The sequence below is a fragment of the Pseudomonas sp. HMSC08G10 genome (genome assembly GCF_001808425.1).
Classification (GTDB): domain Bacteria; phylum Pseudomonadota; class Gammaproteobacteria; order Pseudomonadales; family Pseudomonadaceae; genus Aquipseudomonas; species Aquipseudomonas guariconensis.
The window spans coordinates 1-18264 of the sequence record NZ_KV793317.1; the positions used below are offsets into that span (position 1 = coordinate 1).

Below are 18264 nucleotides of genomic sequence, written 5' to 3' on the forward strand. Positions count from 1 at the left end.
ACCAGATTCGGGAAGTCTTTTTCAGACCTTCCATAACGGTGCGCCATGTTCAACAAACGTTTAAAACGCGAACTTGAAGAAGCCTTGTCAACGCTCTACGCACAAGACGCGAGAATGTCAGCAGTCAACCGGTCCACTGCAATTATTGAATTTACGCCAGCGGGACTCGTAAGCACCGCCAACCAAAATTTTTTAGACGCGCTGGGCTATCACCTCGAAGAGGTCATCGGAAAACACCACAGTATATTCTGTCTAGAACGTCACGCCACAAGCTCTGAATACAGAGACTTCTGGAGAAGGCTTGCCGAAGGAGCGTCGATCCGCGACCGCGTCATCAGAAAAAACAAGCTAGGGGAAGTGGTATGGCTGGAGGCAAGCTACAACCCGATCAGAGACAGCAACGGACGCATTATAAGCATTTTAAAATGTGCCACCCTCGTCACAGATCAAGTGAAAAACGAACAGGAACAGCGAAGCACAATCGAAGCCATAAGCCGATCGATGGCAATGGTTTCGTTCACCCCGGAAGGGTATGTACTGGACGCCAATGAGAACTTCCTAAGCACTCTAGGCTATAGCCTGCATGAGATTCTAGGTCAGCATCATCGACTGTTTTGCCCTCAGCAAGAGGTCGCGTCGTCCGAGTACAAAGAATTCTGGAGAAACCTGAACAAAGGCGAGTTTTTCTCGGGTCGCTTCCAGCGCGTCAACCGATCCGGCAATACGGTATGGCTGAGCGCCACTTACAACCCTGTATTTGATGCCAGCAACAAACTTTACAAGATCGTGAAATTTGCTCGCGACATTACCGCACAGGTTGAACAACAAACCATCGAATCCGACGCAGCCAAACTTGCCTACGAAATATCCTTAAAAACCGACCACAGTGCGCAGCATGGTGCATTGGTCATCAATGAAACCGTTGCCGTGGTACGCGGTATCGCTGATGAAATCACGAAAGCAGCAGACAACATAGCGGCGGTGAGCAAGCAGTCCGACATGATTACTGGCATTATCCAGACCATACGTGAAATCGCTGATCAAACAAATCTTTTGGCATTAAATGCAGCCATCGAAGCAGCGAGAGCCGGAGAGCAAGGTAGAGGGTTTGCTGTCGTAGCGGACGAGGTTCGTCATCTAGCAGTGCGCACCGCCCAGGCCACCGTAGAAATCAGGGACGTGGTAAAGCGCAATCATGAGTTATCGCAAGAAGCCGTTAAAGGTATGCAAACCAGTCAGCACAAGGTTGATGTCGGCGTAGGTTTGGTTGGTGAAGCGGGGGAAATAATTGAGAGAATCCAAAGCGGTGCACGTCAAGTCGTGGAGACAGTTAGGCAGTTTAGCGAAACTATGAATAAAACCTGAAAATGTATTGCGATCTATGGCGCGGACCTCGGCGTCTAATATCTGCATTAACTAAAGCAATTGCCAATGATCGTCACTCACCCGCCCGCCAAGCGTGTCATGAAGTGCTTGCTGAGCGGAATATTGTGCGCCGGTCTGGCGTGGATCCATGGGCTGTTCATCCGCGGCTTGGCCACATCGCGCGATCACGGGGAGAGCATTGGCGGCGAGGACCGCGAGCAGGGGGTTGTCTTGGTAGACAAGCTGTCGTTCAGACACGGTAAAGGGGACGGCCCCGTATAACTGCCGTCACACCTATGCGACAATAGGCGCAATGTCTGGTCTGAACCCCACATTCATCGCCCAACAGCTCGGGCAAAGCGTGCAGATGCGCTCATCGACATGCACGCTGGATTAATTCGGCCAACGCCTGGCAGGAGCTCGAAAAGCTCTCGATTGGTCCGAAACGGGTCCGCAGCTGCGTAGAAGCCACGTAAGTTATTGATAGGTAAGCTCCTTGATCTCCACCGCTAATATCACCATGCAATTCGGCGCCAAGCCGCTCTTCGAAAACGTCTCGGTCAAATTCAACAACGGCAACCGCTACGGCCTGATCGGCGCCAATGGCTGCGGCAAATCGACCTTCATGAAGATCCTTGGCGGTGACCTGGAGCCGTCCGCTGGCCAGGTGATGCTCGAGCAGAACACCCGCCTGGGTAAACTGCGCCAGGACCAGTTCGCCTACGAGGCCTTCAGCGTGATCGACACCGTGATCATGGGCCACGAGCAGCTCTGGAAGGTCAAGGCCGAACGTGACCGCATCTATTCGCTGCCGGAAATGACCGAAGAAGACGGCATGGCCGTCGCTGAACTGGAAACCGAATTCGCCGAGATGGACGGCTACACCGCCGAGTCCCGTGCCGGCGAACTGCTGCTGGGCCTGGGCATTCCGCTGGAGCAGCACTTCGGGCCGATGAGTGAAGTGGCACCCGGCTGGAAGCTGCGCGTGCTGTTGGCCCAGGCGCTGTTCTCGGATCCGGACGTGCTGTTGCTGGACGAACCGACCAACCACCTGGACATCAACACCATCCGCTGGCTGGAAAACATTCTGACCGCGCGTAACAGCACCATGGTCATCATTTCCCACGACCGCCACTTCCTCAACAGCGTCTGCACCCACATGGCTGACCTGGACTACGGTGAGCTGCGCCTGTTCCCAGGCAACTACGACGAGTACATGACCGCCGCCACCCAGGCGCGCGAGCAGTTGCTGGCCGACAACGCCAAGAAGAAAGCGCAGATCGCCGAACTGCAGACCTTCGTCAGCCGCTTCTCTGCCAACGCCTCCAAGGCCAAGCAAGCGACCTCCCGTGCCAAGCAGATCGACAAGATCCAGCTGGCCGAGGTCAAGCCGTCGAGCCGGGTCAGCCCGTTCATCCGCTTCGAACAGACCAAGAAGCTGCACCGCCAGGCGGTGACCGTGGAGAAGGTATCCAAGGGCTTCGAGGGCAAGACCCTGTTCAAGGACTTCAGTTTCGTGGTCGAGGCTGGCGAGCGCGTAGCGATCATCGGCCCCAACGGTATCGGCAAGACCACCCTGCTGCGTACCTTGGTCGGCGAGATGGCACCGGATGCCGGCTCCGTGAAATGGACCGACAGCGCAGAGGTGGGCTATTACGCCCAGGACCACGCCCACGACTTCGAAGACGACCTGAGCCTGTTCGACTGGATGGGCCAGTGGACCCAAGGCGAACAGCTGATCCGCGGTACCCTGGGCCGCATGCTGTTCTCCAACGACGAGATCCTCAAGTCGGTGAAGGTGATCTCCGGTGGTGAACAAGGCCGCATGCTGTTCGGCAAGTTGATCCTGCAAAAGCCCAACGTGCTGGTGATGGACGAACCGACCAACCACCTGGACATGGAGTCGATCGAGGCGCTGAACCTGGCGCTGGAGAACTACCCGGGAACGCTGGTGTTCGTCAGCCATGACCGCGAGTTCGTGTCGTCGCTGGCCACGCGCATCATCGAGCTGACGCCGGATGGCGTGGTGGACTTCAGCGGCACTTACGACGACTACCTGCGTAGCCAGGGTGTTGTGGTCTGACAGCCTCCGCCTGAGCGCTTGATCCGATTCGCGGCTAAAGCCGCTCCTTCAGGTACCGCGCCGTTCTAAAGGACGGCACGGTACCTGCGGCTAACGAACAACTCGTTAGCCTGCTTTCTTTTATCCCGCGCAGACGCCATGATGGGCGACGCCCCACCGCCTGCCCGCGAACGTGCCCATGACCGCGCAACAACCTGCCTCCAGCGTCACCCTGCAGATCCTCTCGATCGTCTTCTATACCTTCATCGCCTTTCTGTGCATCGGTCTGCCGATCGCGGTGCTGCCCAGCTATGTCCATGATCAGTTAGGCTTTGGCGCAGTGATCGCCGGCCTGACAATTGGCCTTCAGTACCTGTCCACGCTCCTGAGCCGGCCATTCGCCGGACGGGTGGCCGATGGCCTGGGTGGCAAGCGAGCGATTCGCTATGGGCTTTACGGCATCGCCGGCTGCGGCGTGCTGACCTTGTTTTCGGCCTGGACCCTTGCCCTGCCTTGGCTGAGTCTGCTCCTGCTACTCGCCGGCCGAGTGCTGCTGGGCATCGCCCAAGGGTTAATCGGGGTCGCCACCTTGAGCTGGGGTATCGGTCAAGTCGGTAGCGAGCACACCGCAAAGGTGATTTCCTGGAACGGCATCGCCTCCTACGGCGCCATCGCCATTGGCGCGCCGGCCGGCGTGCTGCTGGTGGACGGGATCGATTTCAGCGTGCTCGGCCCTGCATTGCTGGTGCTGGCGCTGCTTGCCCTGATGGCGTTGCGCACTCGCCCGGATGCCGTGGTAGTGCGGGGTGAACGCCTGCCGTTCTGGTCCGCCTTCGGGCGGGTAGCGCCTTTTGGCCTGGGGCTGACCCTGGCCTCGATCGGCTACGGCACCCTCACCACTTTCATCACCCTCTTTTACCTGGAGCGCGGCTGGATCGGCGCGGCCTGGTGCCTGAGCGCCTTCGGTCTGTGCTTCATCGTGTCCCGGCTGTTGTTCGTCAATGCGGTCAACCGCTTTGGCGGCTACAACGTGGCGATCGCATGCATGGCCACCGAAGTGCTGGGTCTGACCCTGCTCTGGCTAGCGCCCTCGCCTGCCTGGGCCCTGGTCGGCGCGGGCCTGACGGGGTTCGGATTGTCTCTGGTGTACCCAGCGCTCGGGGTTGAGGCGATCCAGCAGGTACCGAGCAGCAGTCGTGGCGCGGGCCTGGGTGCCTATGCGGTGTTCTTCGACTTGGCCTTGGCCATCGCTGGGCCAGTGATGGGTACGGTGGCTGCGCACCAGGGCTATGCGTCGATCTTCTGCGTGGCCGCCTTGCTGGCACTGTCAGGGGTGGGTCTTGTGCTACTGCTCGCCCGCCGCGCCCATCGCGGCTGAGCGCTCGGCCGGCTGCGGCGCCCCTAGGGCTTGGCTGAAAAACAGCGCGGCCTCACGCTGCAACGAGTGGTGAATATGGCGACGGTCGACGCCATCAGCGTCCTTGCACAGCGCAGGCATACGGGCATGTTGCTCATCGTCGCAGGGCGCCATGAACACGAAATGGCCGGCACCGGCCAGCAGGCGATAGTCAGGCGTTACCGGCAGTTTGCGCGCCAAGGCTTCGGCGTTGCGGTCCAGGGCCAGCAACTGGTCGCGGTCGCCGCTGTAGATCAATGCGGGGACCCTCACTCCGGCCAAGGCATGACGGTCGAACATCAGGCTCAGGGGCGCCATCAACATCACGGCCCCCACACGGGCGTCGGCCTGTGGCGTCAGCTCGGCGCGGTCGGCGATCAGCACCCCATGGGTCTTGCAGGCATCGGCATCGCTGGGGCGCTCCAGGCAATACCGGTGCAGACGGTCCAGGTCCGGTTGTGCTCCAGAAAGGATCAACGCGGTTTCCCCTCCTGCCGAGTAACCGATCACCCCAACCTTGCCCTCGTTCAGGTAAGGGCCAAGCAGGGCGTCGCCACGGGTTGCGCTGATCGCCGCGCTCAGTTGCAAGGGGCGTCCGTAGAGGTTGCTCAGGGTACCCAGGCGGCTGTGGTCACGGTTGTTGTCGCCGGGATGGATCACGGCCACGACGATAAAACCCCGGCGCGCCAGGGCGGTGGCCAGGTCGTGCAGCGCCAGGGGACTGCCGGTATTGCCGTGGGACAACACCAGCAAAGGGAACTGCCCCATGGCGACTGGAGCCTCCTCTGCCACCGTCAGTGGGTAGCCTTCCAGGCGCAAGGCGCGTGTCGGGCCATTGGCCGGGTAGAACGCCAGCGCCTGCATGGGGCGAGCATCCAGCGGATCGGCCAGTTGCATCCGGTGCAGGCCACTGACCCAAGGGGCTGCCTCGGCGCGGGCCATCAAGCTGCCGAGCAACACCAAGGCCAACAGGGCATAGGTTCGCTTCATGGGCGGGGAGCTCCGCACAAGGCCGAAGTACAGCGCCAGCATAAAGCCAGCCAAACGGTAGACAGATGAAACCTGAATGAAAAAAAAACCGGCTGGCGCCCAGGGCGTCAGCCGGTTTTTTTCAGGCACCGATCAGGCAGCTGCGAACAGCTCGTTGGCGATCTGGGCCTGAGCGGCGTCGATGGCCTTGCTGCGGTGTTCCGGGCCGTAGGCCAGGCCGTGGGCGCGGATGATCTCGAGGTCGGTGATCCCGATGAAGCCAAGGAACACCTTGAGGAAGTCCTCATGGCCGACACCGGTCGGCTGGCCGTGGTGCAGACCACCGGCGGTGGACACCAGAATCACTTTCTTGTCACCGCACAGACCTTCAGGGCCGGCTTCGGTGTAGCGGAAAGTCTTGCCGGCGACGGCGACGCGGTCGATCCAGGCCTTGAGCTGAGTCGGCACGGAGAAGTTGTACATCGGCGCGCCGATCACCACTGCATCAGCAGCCAGGAACTCTTCCAGGGTCTCGGCGCTGAGCTTGGCTTCGTGGGCCTGGGCGGCGTCGCGCATTTCATCCGGGGTGCCGGCAGCAACCAGGGTCGCGGCGGAGAAGTGGCTGATCGCATCGGCGGCCAGGTCGCGGTACACCACCTCGATGCTCGGATCTGCAGCTTTCCAGGCTTGGACGACTTCACGGCTCAGTTGGCGGGAGGCGGAATTGTCGCCCAGGATGCTCGAATCGATATGCAACAGTTTCATGGGACTCTCCTGTGAGTGAAGACCGCATCAAGGGGCGATCGTGATGGAGAGAATCCTATAGAACCATCGAATGACTGATAAGCGGGCAAAAATGCGTTAGTTTGTCCTACAGATGGAACAATGAGACGTTACCCATGCAAGACCTCAATGACCTCTTCTATTTCGCCCGCGTGGTCGAAGCAGGCGGTTTCGCCGCGGCGGGCCGCCAGTTGGGCATTCCCAAGTCGCGTCTGTCGCGGCGCATCGCCGAGCTGGAAGAACGCTTGGGCACGCGCCTTCTGCAGCGCACCACCCGACAACTGAAGCTCACCGCCGTGGGCGAGCGCTACCTGCAGCATTGCCAGGCCATGCTGCTGGAGGCCGAGGCCGCGGACGAAGCGGTGGCGAGCATGAGCAGCGAACCGCGCGGACGTCTGCGGGTGTCGTGCCCGGTGGCGTTGGCCCATGCGTTCCTGCCGGATGTGGTCAGCCGGTTTCTTGAGCAGTATCCGTTGGTGCAATTGGACTTGGTCCTGCTCAATCGGCGGGTCGATCTGATTTCCGAAGGGGTCGACGTGGCCCTGCGCGTGCGTGACCTAGGTGATGAGGACCCAGCCTTGGTCACTCGCCGCCTGCGCCCGGCGCAAACTCACCTGGTGGCCGCGCCGGGCTTTGCCGACCACTTGCGCGAGCCGTCGGAACTGGCCGGTTTGCCTGTGCTTGGTGCGGCAGAGGCAGATCGGTTGGTGCATCTGCGCCTGATCGGCCCGGGCGGACAGCAACAGGAGCTCGCCCTGGAACCGCGCCTGGCGGTGGACGATTTCTTGGTGCGCAAGGCGGCCGTGCGTGCAGGCCTGGGGTTTACCGCCCTGCCGAGCATGTTCTGCGAAGAGGAACTCGAACGCGGCGAACTGGTACGCCTGTTGCCGGATTGGTCGCTGCCTGGCGGTTGGCTGCAGGCGGTCTACCCTCATCGCCGGGGCCTGCTCCCGGCGGTGCGAGTATGGATCGATCATCTGGCGGCTTCGTTCGAAGCCTGTGGAGAGCGGTATGTCTGAGCGGCGGATGACGCCAGAACAGGTGGCAGCGTTCTGCCTGAACCTGCCCGGTGCCCGGGAGGACTATAAATGGGGCGGCGTACGGGTGTTTTCGGTCGCGGGCAACAAGATGTTCGCGGTACTCGACCTCGCGGGCGCGGGGTTGTCTTTCAAAGTGGCCGATGAGCTGTTCCTGGGCTACTGCGACCGCCCCGGCATCCGTCCGGCGCCTTATCTTGCACGGGCTCGCTGGATCAGCATGGCCCCACCCTACCCCATGGGGCGCGAGGAATTGTGCGACCTGCTGCAACGCTCACACCAGTTGGTAGTGAAGCGGCTGCCCAAACGGCTGCAGGTTGGACTGTTGCAAGGATGAAAGACACGTCGGGGCAGTCATTGCCGCCTCGACATCAATGACCGGTCAGGACGCCGAGCGCACCGCCCAGCCAGCGGCCGCCCAGCAGCAAATGGTCGGCCCAGAACGCCTGGTGCAACATCACGATGACCCAGAACGTCGCCTGGTAGGACACCTTGCGCGTCTTGTGTCGAAACAACTGCTGCGCCACCAGCGCGCCGGGCCAACCACCGCACAGCTCGCTGGCGTGCAGGACCTTCTCCGGCGTCCGCCAGGCCTGGGTGCGGGCTTGCTGTTTGTCCTGCCAGTAGAGCAACAGGCTGACCAGGCTCGCCAGCGGATACACCATCAATGGCGCCCAGGACTGACCGCTGAAGGCCATTTGCGCGGCACCCACTGCCGGCAGCAGGCACAGCCCGGCCAGAGCCAGCAACTTCAGGCGCACGTTGCGTACGCCCTCCTGGGCGCGGCTGCCGCCACGCCGAGGAACAGTGTGCGAACGGGCCATCTCAGCCGTGCGCCGTGGCCCAGTTGACCCAGCCAAATTGCCAGGTCGCCAGGATCAGCAAGCCGAAAACGATGCGATACCAGGCAAATGCCGCATAGCTGTGGTTAGCGATGAACTTCAGCAGCCCTCTTACGGCGATCATGGCGAAGATGAACGAGACCACGAAACCGATGGCGAACACCGGCAGATCGCCAGGCTGGAACAGGTCACGGTACTTGTAGCCCGAATAGACTGCGGCGCCGACCATGGTCGGCATGGCCAGGAAAAACGAGAACTCGGTCGCGGCTTTGCGCGACAGGCCGAACAGCAGGCCGCCGATGATGGTCGAGCCTGAGCGCGACGTCCCCGGAATCATCGCCAGGCACTGGACAAGGCCGATCTTCAACGCGTGACTCCAGCGCATGTCATCGACATGGTCGACCTCGATGCGGTGGTCGCGTCGCTCCGCCCAGAGCATGATCACCCCGCCAACCACCAGGGCTGCAGCCACGGTGACCGGGTTGAACAGGTATTCATGGATCAGATCGGCGAACAGCACGCCCAGCACCACCGCCGGGAAGAAGGCGATCAGCAGATTGGCAGTGAAACGACGCGCCTGGGGTTGGCTCTGCAAGCCGAGGACCACATCGAAGATCTTGCGGCGAAACTCCCAGACCACGGCCAGGATCGCGCCAAGCTGGATGATGATGTTGAACGCCATGGCGCGTTCGCCGCCGAAGTCGATCAGATCGGCGACGATAATCTGGTGCCCCGTGCTGGAGATCGGCAGGAATTCCGTCAAACCCTCGACCACGCCTAAGATGATTGCCTGCAAGGCACTCCAAAAATCCATCATTCCCCCGATGGAGCGCAGCTCCTGGCTGGCCCCTTGTACTTGATTTGCTTAGTGATTGCCGCGAAAGGCCCGGCCGTTTTACAGCGACTGCCGGCCGCATTGCCAGTGGAAATACGCTGATGCCTAAAGGTTTCATCTTGCGCGGCCGAAATCCTATCAGAGGTGCTTGTCAATCGCTCGCGCGGCATGCGACACGAAATGCCTCTTCCGGCACTTAGCCCTTGGTCGAGTGTGTCGCGATGCGCAAAGCATGCTTGGATGCGCCTGATAACAAGAACAATGCGGGAGTACCTTTCATGAAGACCTTGAGGTCGATGTCGATCAGCCGTCGTCTGTCGCTGATCCTGCTGGTGGCGGTGGCCATGCTGGTGATCCTGGGCCTGTTGATGCTGCGCCAGCTCCACGGCGACCTGTATCAGGCCAAGGCCCAGAAAACCCAGCACGTGGTACAGACCGCTGCCGGAGTGCTGGCCTACTATCAAGGCCTGGAGGCCGCCGGCACACTCAGCCGGGAGGCAGCCCAACAACAGGCGTTGCAGGTGGTACGTGGCCTGCGCTACGACAAAGATGACTATTTCTGGATCAACGACCTGGGGCCGAAGATGATCATGCATCCGACCAACCCCAAGCTCGACGGCCAGGACCTGTCCGCCATCCGCGACCCTGACGGTTTTGCCGTTTTCAACGAAATGGTCGCCCTCGCCCGCAGCCAGGACGCAGGCTCGGTCAACTACCGCTGGCCCAAACCCGGCGCCAGCGAACCGGTGGCCAAGACCTCCTACATCCAGCTGTTCAAACCCTGGGGCTGGATTATCGGCTCGGGTGTCTATATCGACGACGTTCAGGCCGAATTCGCCCGCCAAGTGCGCGATGCCTCCCTGCTCGGCCTGGGTATCGCCGTGCTGATGGCCCTGCTGGTGCTGTTGATCGCCCGCAGCATCGCTCGCCCGTTGCAGGATGCCGTGCAGGCCATGGGCAACATCGCCAGCGGCGAAAGCGACCTGACCCGCCGCCTGGATACCCATGGTAGAGACGAACTCACGCACTTGGGCGAGCACTTCAACCGCTTCAACGGCAAGCTGCAGGGTGTGGTCGGCCAACTGCAAGGCGCGGCCCATGCCCTGGCCCAGTCCGCCAGCCACGTCGGCGACAACGCGGGCCAAGCCCAGGCGCGCAGCGTCCAGCAATCGCTGCAGATGGACCAGGTGGCCACCGCCGTCAACGAAGTTACCTATGCGGTTCAAGACGTCGCCAAGACCGCCGAACAGGCAGCCAACGAGATGCACGCGGCCCAAGTGCAGGTCGATCATGGCCAGCAGGCCATCCACGGTAGCCTGCAGCAGATCGACCGGCTGTCGAGCACCATCGACCAGGCGGTGCAGGTGATCCGCGAACTGGCCGGGCACAGCACCCGGATCGGTGGCGTGCTGGAAGTGATCCGCTCTATCGCCGAACAGACCAACCTGCTGGCCCTCAATGCCGCGATCGAGGCGGCCCGAGCGGGTGAACAGGGCCGAGGTTTTGCCGTGGTCGCCGATGAAGTGCGGTTGCTGGCTCAGCGCACCGCCCAGTCGACCGCCGAGATCCAGACCATGATCGAGCACCTGCAAAGCCAGTCGGAAGCAGCCGTGAAGGCCATCGACACCAGTAGCGAAGCCTCGCGCCAGACCGTCCATCAAGCCCGCGAGGCCGGCACCAGCCTGGATGCGATCAGCCAGGCATTGAACAACCTCACCGCGCTCAACGCGTCGATCGCCAGTGCCACCTTGCAGCAAGCCCATGTGGTCGAAGAGATCAATCGCAATGTCCTCGACACCGCCGGACTGTCTCAGCAGACCGCCGAGGCGGCCCGCCAGTCCAGCGATGCGGGTGCCTCCCTGGCGCGCCTGAGCGAAGACTTGGAACAGTTGCTGCGCCAGTTCAAGGTCTGACAGCTTATCGATTTGTTCACGGGTGAACCCGCTCCTACCTTAGGAGCGGGGTTGCCCGCGAACAGGCCGCCATCAGCCACTACAGCTTCCCCGCCCCACAGGCTACAATCGCGACCTTCCCCACTCCCAAGGATCGCCGATGTCCGGCCTCGAACTCTTCGCCGCCGTGCTCGGCGTCATCGCCGTGTGGCTCACGGTCAAGCAGAACCCGTGGTGCTGGCCGATCGGCTTGGTGATGGTGCTGCTCTACAGCTGGATCTTCTATGAGGTGAAGCTGTATTCCGACATGCTCCTGCAACTGGTCTACGCCGTACTGCAGTTGTACGGCTGGTGGCAATGGACGCGCCCGGAGCGTGTCGAGTACGCCCGTCAGGTGTCCAGCCTGGCCACAGGGCCGATGCTCACAGGGCTTGGGGTAGGCCTGCTGGCAAGTCTTGCTCTCGGCGCGGCAATGGCACACTGGACTGACGCCGCCCAGCCCTGGCTGGACGCCGCACTGACGGGGTTTAGCCTGGTGGCGCAGTGGTGGATGGCGCAAAAGCGCCTGCAGTGCTGGGCACTTTGGGTGGTGCTGGACGTGATCTTCGTTGGCCTGTTCCTCTACAAAGGCCTGTACCTGACCGCCGCACTCTACGCATTGTTCACCCTGATCGCCGTACGTGGCTGGCTGCAATGGCGGCGCGACCCGGCGCTGGTGGCGGCATGAAAGTCGTGGTGCTGTGCGGCCCGGAGTCCAGCGGGAAGAGCTGGCTCAGTGGGGAGATCCAGGCACATTTCGGTGGCGTGGTCGTCAGCGAATACGTACGCCATTTCATCGACCAGGAACAGCGTGACACCTGCTACGCCGACATCCCCACCATCGCCCAGGGTCAACTGGCCTGGGAAGACCAGGCCCGTCAGCTGACGCCAGAGCTCTTGATCCTCGACACCCATCTGCTCAGCAACATGCTGTGGAGCCATGCCCTGTTCGATGACTGCCCGCCCTGGCTGGAACAGGCCTTGCTTGCACGTCACTATGACCTGCACTTGCTGCTCAGCCCCCAAGGCGTCGGCTGGGTGGACGATGGCCAGCGCAGCCAGCCCGACCTCAATGACCGCCAGCGGTTCTTCGACGACAGTCTGGCGTGGCTGGCACGGCATCGCCAATCGGTGCAGATCATCGGCGGAGAATGGCCGCAAAGAAGCGCGGCAGCCCTGAGCGCGGTGCAACGCCTGCTAGAAGGCAAATCCCCCACCTGCCCCACCGAGTGTTAAGGACCTGACACACACTCAAGGGCGCCAGTCCCCGAATTCATGGGCTTTTCACCAGTTGTGGGGGCGGTGTAAGGCGCATGAAACAGTTGTGAAAAAAGCCTCGTCAAGCAACGCCGGTGCAGGATCAAGCCACGCGCGAATGGATATCCGTCTCACGGCTGATACAACAAAATCCAAACACCCGTAGCTAGATTCTCCAACGCCTTGATTTAACGGGTAAATCCAAAAACGGCACACCTTCTGCTCTCATCAGGGCAATGCTGACCCGGGCCAGCGCTCAAGAGAAGGAATTGCCATCGTGAGGACATTCGATAAAGGCCTGATTCACCACCTGCTGGTCGGTTGTGTATTCGGCTCATGCCTCAGCCTGCCCGCCCAAGCCGACAACGGCATCATCGTGATCACCCGCGATGTCCAGCCCCGCATGGCCATCCGTGCTCCTGTGGCCCCAGACCCCAATCCCACCACCGCCAATGCCAATCCGTCTGCGCACATTCTCAGGCAGACCAACGAACTCAGTGACGGTGACTTCGCCAGCATCACCAGCGGTACGGGCATTTCTTCGATGGTGACCCAGCAGACCACCAACCTGGGCGGCGCCATCGGCAACCAGAACCAACTCCCTAACATGGCCTCTGGCCGCGGCACCGGCTCGGGCAACGGCATTTCCAACATGGTCAACTCAAGCGTCCAACGCGGCCTGGCACCGCTGCAGATCCTGACCGGAGGCAAATGAGATGAGGCAGACGCTGTTAATCCTTACCGCGTTTTGCAGTGCATCGGCCTTGGCCCAACCTCCTGTGATCAACGACGCCACCATCGACAATTCCGGCGCGCAGTACCAGGGCAACTTCAGCCTCAACCAGGCAGCGGGCGACCTGCAGCAGCAGACCAACGCACGGGCCTTCGCCTATGGCCACGAGGCCAGCGCAACCACGCAGATCCGTCAGGGCCTGCAGTCGGTGGTCGATCCCAACATGGGGGCCCGCGCCAGCATCCAGGGCAGCGCCTTCAGCCATGGCAGCGGCGCACTGGGCGTGAACCAGAGCGCGGGCGCCAGTACCCAGCAAGCCAACGCACTGCGGATCAGCATCAGTGCGCATCCACAAGCCATCGACGACAGCGTCCTGCTGCAGCAGAACGTTGCGTTGATCAACAGCTCCGATCCAACCGATGCCTCTCCCGGCTATCGCCAGGTCACCACCGGTGACCAGGCCTTCACCGGTAGCCGTGGGGTCATTCAGTTGAATCAGAGCGCCGGGGTGGGAAACCAGACGGCAAACACCCTGAGCGTCCGGGTCGCTAACTGACCCAAACAGGTGGAACAACACTTAACCTAAAAAAGATGGAGAAACACCATGAAACCCTCGATGGCACTCAAGCCTCTGGTTTTCGCAATTGCTGCGGTCATGGCTGTTGCTGCACAAGCGGATCAGAACGATCGGCGTGGACATGGCCATCATGGCCACCACAATCCTCCACCAAAACCCATCTACACCAGCGCCACTGCCAATGCTGAGGACACTCAACGAAGTACCAACAACTTCATCCTCAACGAAGGCACCGTAAACGAAGCCGAAATGAGCAGCTCCGCCAGTGGCGCGAGCGGTAACGTCGGGATCAACGTGGCGGCCGGTAACGGCAACCAACAAGATAACGCGGCGGCCATTGCCAACACCGCGTCCGACAACTCAGCGCTCGACAACACCTTCGTCTTCGGCGAGTCCGTGGCGACCGCCAGCGTCGATCAGCGCAGCAACAACAACACCGTCAAGAACTGGTCGACCCAAAGCTCTGCCGTCATGAGCAACTCGGCTGACGGCGGTAGCGGCAACATGGGCATCAACATTGCCGGTGGCGATCTGAACCAGCAGAAAAACACCATGGCCATTGCCAACAACAGTGCGCCAATGGGTAACTCCACCGCCACCGCTACCGCCAACCAGAACGGCCCAGGCCTGACTGTGATCAACAAGGCAGACCGCACCTATCGGGTGGATACGCTGACCTTCACCACTTCCAAGAGCGGTTCGTCCTCCAAGAGTGGATCGTTCGACGCCAGTGTTGATAAGAGCTCCAGCTCGAGCTTCAGCGTGGCTGGCTCGAAAAGCAGCAGCGCCAGTGGCTCCCACAGCAGCAGTGCTAGCGGCTCGAGCAGCATGAGCGCCAGTGGTTCTCACAGCAGCAGCGCCAGCGGTTCGAACAACATGGCTGCCAACGGCTCGAACAGCTGGAATGCCAGTGGTTCGCACAACTCGAGCTCCAGCTCCTCGTCGAGCGCTTCGTTGAACGCTTCGCTGGACGCTTCGGCCAGCGCAGACGCCACCTCGACCAGCACCTTCGGTCCGTTTGTACGGACTCGTAGCGAAAGCTTCGATGGCTCGCTCAATGCCAACCTCGATGTGAACGTCGATACCTCGCGCGACCAGTCGCATGAGTCGTCGTTCGACAAGTCGTTCGATTCGTCGTTCGACAAGTCGTTCAGCTCCTCGTATGACCGCACCCGCGACTCGTCGTACGACAAGTCTCGCGAATCTTCGTATGACAAGTCGCGCGAATCGGCATGGGAGAAGGCAAGCGCTTCGGCCTTCGAGAAATCCGGCGAAAAAGCCTCGCAATCTTCGGACAGCATCTCGAAGAGCTACAGCGAGTCTAGCGAGTACGCTCTGAGCAACACCGTGTCGTTCCAAGTGCTGACCCCGACCGGCTGGGCCAACCCTGTGACCAACACCGCAACCCTCAGTGGTTCGGTCAATGGCGGCAGCGGCAACCTGGGCGTGAACGTGGCAGCCGGTGTGGGCAACCAGCAAAGCAACTCGCTGGCCATCTCCAACACCTCGATGTAACTGCGACCTGGAGGCCCCCTACGGGGGGCCTCTTCCTAACCAGAAATGCAAAGGGGGCGTGGGACATGCGTATTTTCGCCTTGGCGTTGTTGCTGTGCGTGACCAGCGTGGGTGAAGCTGCCCAGATGCCGCTGTCGGTCCTGCCAGGCGGCGCAGTGATCTACAAACCCATCCAAAGCATTCGCGAACGCAAGTTCGCCGACCTGGTGCAGCAGAAAACCGACTTCAGTTGCGGCGCCGCAGCGCTGGCGACCATCCTGCGTCAGGCCTACTGGCTGGACGTCGACGAACAACAGATCATCGAGGGCATGCTCGCCCACGCCGACCAGGACCTGGTCCGGGTGCAGGGCTTCTCGATGCTCGACATGAAGCGCTACGTGGAAAGCCTCGGCATGCGCGCCCGCGGCTACCGAGTGGCCCCCGACACCCTGAACAGCATCCGCATTCCGGTGGTCGTGTTGATGGACATCCGGGGCTACAAGCACTTCGTGGTCATGCAGAAGGTCGACAGGGGCTGGGTCTACATCGGCGACCCGGTACTGGGCCACAAACGCTTCACGGTCGAAGATTTCCTTAAAGGCTGGAACGGCATCATCTTCGCCGTCATCGGCCAGGGGTATGACAAGAACAACATCCTGCTCGACCCGCCGCAGCCGCTGAGCGCCAAGAATCGCGTCAGCAATTTCACCCCTGTGCAGGACGCGGAGTTGATGGACTTTGGCTTTATCCAAAGCGACTTCTTCTAAATCAGAATGGGCATGACGCTCCGGGAGCTCCCATGAAGACTTCAACCTGGCTGGTCGCCGCTTGCCTGGCGGCCGCCTTTCCGACCCAAGCCGAGACGTTCAAACCTATCGAGCTCAAGGACCAGGAACTGGCCAACCTGCGAGGTCGGTACGTGATGCCGGGGCGGATCGTCAGCTTCGGCATCGTCATGACCAGCACCTGGCAGAACGCCAACGGCGAGGTGATCGGCGCGACCTCCGCGATGCAGATCCAGCAATCGACCATCAAGCCGCAGTTCTACGTGTCGCTGATCAACGAAAAAGGCACCGGAACCTCCCAGCCCAAGAGCAATGGCACAGGCACAGTCACCGGTGGCAGCGGGCTCAACACCACCGAAGGCGTGACCCAGGTGGTGCGGGCCGCCGGTGACTTCAACACCGCCCACAACAATGTCGCCATCAACGTGGCCAGGGGCGACAAGGCCCCCAGCGGCACACCTCAGGGGCAGGCCCTGGCCAATGGCTCCACGCTGCTCGGCAGCAACGGCGCGGGAACGCTGAAGGTCTCCTCCTCCGGCAGCGGCGTGCAGATGAACATCGTCGCCAACAACAACCAGGGCAACACCTTCCAACGCATTGGCCAGGGCGGCCTGATGCAGAACACCACTTTGCTCGGCTCCAGCAACCGCGTCAGCAACCTGACCTCGTTCAATGTCGTGCTGCGAGAGGCGCCTGCGGCCGGCTCGATGAACGTCAATCTGGACCAGCTTAAAGGCCTCCGTGGTCTTGGATACTGATCTACGCTCAGTCTCATCGAATGCAGTCAGAAGGGACGGCTAACCCATGCACCGTTTGTTGACGCTAAGAGCTATCGTTTGTTTGAGTACCCTGACCCCGGCCACCCTGCTGCAGGCAGCAACCGATCCTCAGGTCGAAGCACTGAAACAGGAGCTGATGGCGCTCAAGGAGCGCTACGAAGCACAACAGAACGCATTGATGGTGCTGGAACAACGGCTGCGCCAGGTCGAAGAGGCACCACCGGCCCCGGCCCCGCGGCGCCTGACCAAGTCGCCCGCCGAGGGCGTCAAGGGCAGCCAGACCGTCGCCTCCGGCGCGCCTGGCACCACCGGCAGCTCCTACGGGCAATCGCTACAGGACAACTCCGAGCCTGCGCAGAGTGTTTCCAACCTGTATGACGAGGCCAGCGGCTTCTTCGGCGGAGGCAAGTTCAGCTTCGAGACGGGCATTACCTATACCCACTACGACACGCGGGCCCTGACCCTCAACGGGTTCCTGGCGCTGGACTCGATCTTCCTGGGCAACATCAACATCGACCGCATCAAGGCGGACAACTGGACCTTGGACCTGACCGGCCGCTACAACCTGGATCAACGCTGGCAGTTCGACATAAACGTACCCATTGTCTATCGCGAGTCCACTTACTCCTCCGGTGGCGCTGGCGGCGCCGCCGGGGTCACCTCGGACGATTCGGTAACCCGCGACCCGACCATCGGTGACGTCAACTTCGGCATCGCCTACAAGTTCCTCGACGAGTCGGAAACCTGGCCCGACGCCGTCGCAACCCTGCGGGTGAAGGCCCCGACCGGCAAGGACCCATACGGCATCAAGCTGATACAGAGCCCGGGCAACGACAACCTGGCGGTGCCCGAGGATCTGCCGACCGGCAATGGTGTCTGGTCGATCTCGCCTGGCATTTCGTTGGTCAAGACCTTCGACCCGGCGGTGCTGTTCGCTAGCTTGCAATACACCTACAACATGCAGGACTCGTTCAGCGACATCAGCCCGCAGGTGGGCACAAAGGTCAAAGGAGATGTGAAACTCGGTGATTCGTGGCAGATCGGCGGAGGTATCGCGTTTGCCCTGAACGAAAAGATGAGCATGTCGTTCTCGTTCACCGATCAGTTCTCCAGCAAAAGCAAGATCAAGCCCGATGGCGGCGATTGGCAGTCGATCTCAAACAGCGACTACAACGCCGCGAACTTCAACATCGGCATGACCTTCGCGGCCACCAACAACCTGACCATCGTCCCGAACCTTGCCATCGGCCTGACCGACGATGCACCGGACTTCTCGTTCAGCCTCAAGTTTCCCTATTACTTCTGATGACAGCCGGGGTGCCCAGCACCCCAATGCCATCCTTTATGCAATCTTTTGTAATGAGTCTGCAGGCCGCGCCACGCCTTGCCCTCTGTCCGCAAGCCCTGTCCAGCGCCGAA

The 18264-nt window shown here is 61.2% G+C and carries 17 protein-coding genes and 4 pseudogenes; 17 read left to right on the top strand and 4 right to left on the bottom strand.

Translation table 11 applies throughout. The features are described 5' to 3' along the window. Positions 1–114: 114 nt before the first annotated feature. From HMPREF3173_RS25340 to HMPREF3173_RS16180, 5 genes and pseudogenes are all read left to right on the top strand, one after another. Positions 115–816, top strand: a pseudogene (locus tag HMPREF3173_RS25340) (PAS domain-containing protein); the annotation flags it as partial. Positions 817–933: 117 nt separating this feature from the next. Further along, positions 934–1365, top strand: a pseudogene (locus HMPREF3173_RS25345) (methyl-accepting chemotaxis protein); the annotation flags it as partial. A gap of 271 nt (positions 1366–1636) precedes the next feature. Further along, positions 1637–1841: pseudogene (locus HMPREF3173_RS25110) on the top strand (site-specific integrase); the annotation flags it as partial. Between the two features lie 20 nt (positions 1842–1861). Beyond that, positions 1862–3448, top strand: a complete 1587-nt coding sequence (locus tag HMPREF3173_RS16175; RefSeq protein ID WP_070094479.1) for an ABC-F family ATPase — start codon at positions 1862–1864, stop codon at positions 3446–3448. Between the two features lie 178 nt (positions 3449–3626). After that, complete coding sequence (locus tag HMPREF3173_RS16180; RefSeq protein ID WP_043211872.1) at positions 3627–4805, top strand: MFS transporter; 1179 nt, start codon at positions 3627–3629, stop codon at positions 4803–4805. Here the strand turns inward: HMPREF3173_RS16180 and HMPREF3173_RS16185 are convergent. Next, positions 4773–5813, bottom strand: a complete 1041-nt coding sequence (locus HMPREF3173_RS16185; protein WP_070574567.1) for an alpha/beta hydrolase family protein — start codon at positions 5811–5813, stop codon at positions 4773–4775. The genes HMPREF3173_RS16180 and HMPREF3173_RS16185 overlap by 33 nt on opposite strands. A gap of 132 nt (positions 5814–5945) precedes the next feature. Beyond that, positions 5946–6557 carry an FMN-dependent NADH-azoreductase gene (locus HMPREF3173_RS16190; protein WP_070574491.1) on the bottom strand — a complete coding sequence of 204 codons (612 nt, stop codon included), beginning with the start codon at positions 6555–6557 and terminating at the stop codon, positions 5946–5948. A gap of 134 nt (positions 6558–6691) precedes the next feature. Here HMPREF3173_RS16190 and HMPREF3173_RS16195 point away from each other — a divergent pair, with 134 nt between their 5' ends. Both HMPREF3173_RS16195 and HMPREF3173_RS16200 read left to right on the top strand, forming a co-directional pair. Next, positions 6692–7594: a LysR substrate-binding domain-containing protein gene (locus HMPREF3173_RS16195; RefSeq protein WP_043211867.1), complete on the top strand. Its 903-nt coding sequence runs from the start codon at positions 6692–6694 to the stop codon at positions 7592–7594. After that, positions 7587–7949, top strand: a complete 363-nt coding sequence (locus tag HMPREF3173_RS16200; protein WP_043211865.1) for an MmcQ/YjbR family DNA-binding protein — start codon at positions 7587–7589, stop codon at positions 7947–7949. The genes HMPREF3173_RS16195 and HMPREF3173_RS16200 overlap by 8 nt, the downstream gene beginning before the upstream one ends. Positions 7950–7983: 34 nt before the next feature. Here HMPREF3173_RS16200 and HMPREF3173_RS16205 read toward each other — a convergent pair whose 3' ends face one another. Both HMPREF3173_RS16205 and HMPREF3173_RS16210 read right to left on the bottom strand, forming a co-directional pair. After that, positions 7984–8436, bottom strand: coding sequence for a DUF1294 domain-containing protein (locus HMPREF3173_RS16205; protein ID WP_070574493.1), 453 nt, complete (start codon positions 8434–8436; stop codon positions 7984–7986). 1 nt (position 8437) lies between these two features. Further along, complete coding sequence (locus tag HMPREF3173_RS16210; RefSeq protein ID WP_043211912.1) at positions 8438–9268, bottom strand: undecaprenyl-diphosphate phosphatase; 831 nt, start codon at positions 9266–9268, stop codon at positions 8438–8440. A 389-nt stretch (positions 9269–9657) separates the two neighbouring features. Between HMPREF3173_RS16210 and HMPREF3173_RS25350 the strand changes: the two are divergent. The 10 genes and pseudogenes from HMPREF3173_RS25350 to HMPREF3173_RS16255 all read left to right on the top strand — a co-directional run. After that, positions 9658–10329: pseudogene (locus tag HMPREF3173_RS25350) on the top strand (cache domain-containing protein); the annotation flags it as partial. 138 nt (positions 10330–10467) lie between these two features. Beyond that, the gene (locus tag HMPREF3173_RS25355; RefSeq protein ID WP_371906680.1) at positions 10468–11202 is read left to right on the top strand and encodes a methyl-accepting chemotaxis protein; all 735 of its coding nucleotides are present in this window, start codon (positions 10468–10470) and stop codon (positions 11200–11202) included. A 139-nt stretch (positions 11203–11341) separates the two neighbouring features. Next, positions 11342–11908, top strand: coding sequence for a nicotinamide riboside transporter PnuC (gene pnuC, locus HMPREF3173_RS16220; RefSeq protein WP_070574497.1), 567 nt, complete (start codon positions 11342–11344; stop codon positions 11906–11908). After that, complete coding sequence (locus HMPREF3173_RS16225; RefSeq protein ID WP_070574499.1) at positions 11905–12456, top strand: AAA family ATPase; 552 nt, start codon at positions 11905–11907, stop codon at positions 12454–12456. The genes pnuC and HMPREF3173_RS16225 overlap by 4 nt, the downstream gene beginning before the upstream one ends. 298 nt (positions 12457–12754) lie before the next feature. After that, the gene (locus tag HMPREF3173_RS16230; protein ID WP_070574501.1) at positions 12755–13192 is read left to right on the top strand and encodes a hypothetical protein; all 438 of its coding nucleotides are present in this window, start codon (positions 12755–12757) and stop codon (positions 13190–13192) included. Between the two features lies 1 nt (position 13193). Further along, a complete protein-coding gene (locus tag HMPREF3173_RS16235; RefSeq protein WP_070574504.1) occupies positions 13194–13766 on the top strand; it encodes an adhesin in 573 nt (190 codons plus the stop codon). 48 nt (positions 13767–13814) lie between these two features. Further along, the gene (locus HMPREF3173_RS16240; RefSeq protein WP_070574506.1) at positions 13815–15302 is read left to right on the top strand and encodes a heme utilization protein; all 1488 of its coding nucleotides are present in this window, start codon (positions 13815–13817) and stop codon (positions 15300–15302) included. Between the two features lie 65 nt (positions 15303–15367). Further along, positions 15368–16048 carry a C39 family peptidase gene (locus tag HMPREF3173_RS16245; RefSeq protein ID WP_070574508.1) on the top strand — a complete coding sequence of 227 codons (681 nt, stop codon included), beginning with the start codon at positions 15368–15370 and terminating at the stop codon, positions 16046–16048. A 32-nt stretch (positions 16049–16080) separates the two neighbouring features. Beyond that, a complete protein-coding gene (locus HMPREF3173_RS16250; RefSeq protein WP_070574510.1) occupies positions 16081–16824 on the top strand; it encodes a hypothetical protein in 744 nt (247 codons plus the stop codon). 46 nt (positions 16825–16870) lie between these two features. After that, on the top strand, positions 16871–18151 hold the full coding sequence (locus HMPREF3173_RS16255) for a coiled-coil domain-containing protein (protein ID WP_043211844.1): 1281 nt from the start codon (positions 16871–16873) through the stop codon (positions 18149–18151). Positions 18152–18264 lie beyond the last annotated feature (113 nt).

Bases quoted from the DNA above. Each gene is read 5' to 3' on its own strand.
- HMPREF3173_RS16180 (WP_043211872.1), top strand. From the start codon at position 3,627: ATGACCGCGCAACAACCTGCCTCCAGCGTCACCCTGCAGATCCTCTCG.
- HMPREF3173_RS16185 (WP_070574567.1), bottom strand. From the start codon at position 5,813: ATGAAGCGAACCTATGCCCTGTTGGCCTTGGTGTTGCTCGGCAGCTTG.
- HMPREF3173_RS16190 (WP_070574491.1), bottom strand. From the start codon at position 6,557: ATGAAACTGTTGCATATCGATTCGAGCATCCTGGGCGACAATTCCGCC.
- HMPREF3173_RS16195 (WP_043211867.1), top strand. From the start codon at position 6,692: ATGCAAGACCTCAATGACCTCTTCTATTTCGCCCGCGTGGTCGAAGCA.
- HMPREF3173_RS16200 (WP_043211865.1), top strand. From the start codon at position 7,587: ATGTCTGAGCGGCGGATGACGCCAGAACAGGTGGCAGCGTTCTGCCTG.
- HMPREF3173_RS16205 (WP_070574493.1), bottom strand. From the start codon at position 8,436: ATGGCCCGTTCGCACACTGTTCCTCGGCGTGGCGGCAGCCGCGCCCAG.
- HMPREF3173_RS16210 (WP_043211912.1), bottom strand. From the start codon at position 9,268: ATGGATTTTTGGAGTGCCTTGCAGGCAATCATCTTAGGCGTGGTCGAG.
- HMPREF3173_RS25355 (WP_371906680.1), top strand. From the start codon at position 10,468: ATGGACCAGGTGGCCACCGCCGTCAACGAAGTTACCTATGCGGTTCAA.
- pnuC (WP_070574497.1), top strand. From the start codon at position 11,342: ATGTCCGGCCTCGAACTCTTCGCCGCCGTGCTCGGCGTCATCGCCGTG.
- HMPREF3173_RS16225 (WP_070574499.1), top strand. From the start codon at position 11,905: ATGAAAGTCGTGGTGCTGTGCGGCCCGGAGTCCAGCGGGAAGAGCTGG.
- HMPREF3173_RS16235 (WP_070574504.1), top strand. From the start codon at position 13,194: ATGAGGCAGACGCTGTTAATCCTTACCGCGTTTTGCAGTGCATCGGCC.
- HMPREF3173_RS16240 (WP_070574506.1), top strand. From the start codon at position 13,815: ATGAAACCCTCGATGGCACTCAAGCCTCTGGTTTTCGCAATTGCTGCG.
- HMPREF3173_RS16245 (WP_070574508.1), top strand. From the start codon at position 15,368: ATGCGTATTTTCGCCTTGGCGTTGTTGCTGTGCGTGACCAGCGTGGGT.
- HMPREF3173_RS16250 (WP_070574510.1), top strand. From the start codon at position 16,081: ATGAAGACTTCAACCTGGCTGGTCGCCGCTTGCCTGGCGGCCGCCTTT.
- HMPREF3173_RS16255 (WP_043211844.1), top strand. From the start codon at position 16,871: ATGCACCGTTTGTTGACGCTAAGAGCTATCGTTTGTTTGAGTACCCTG.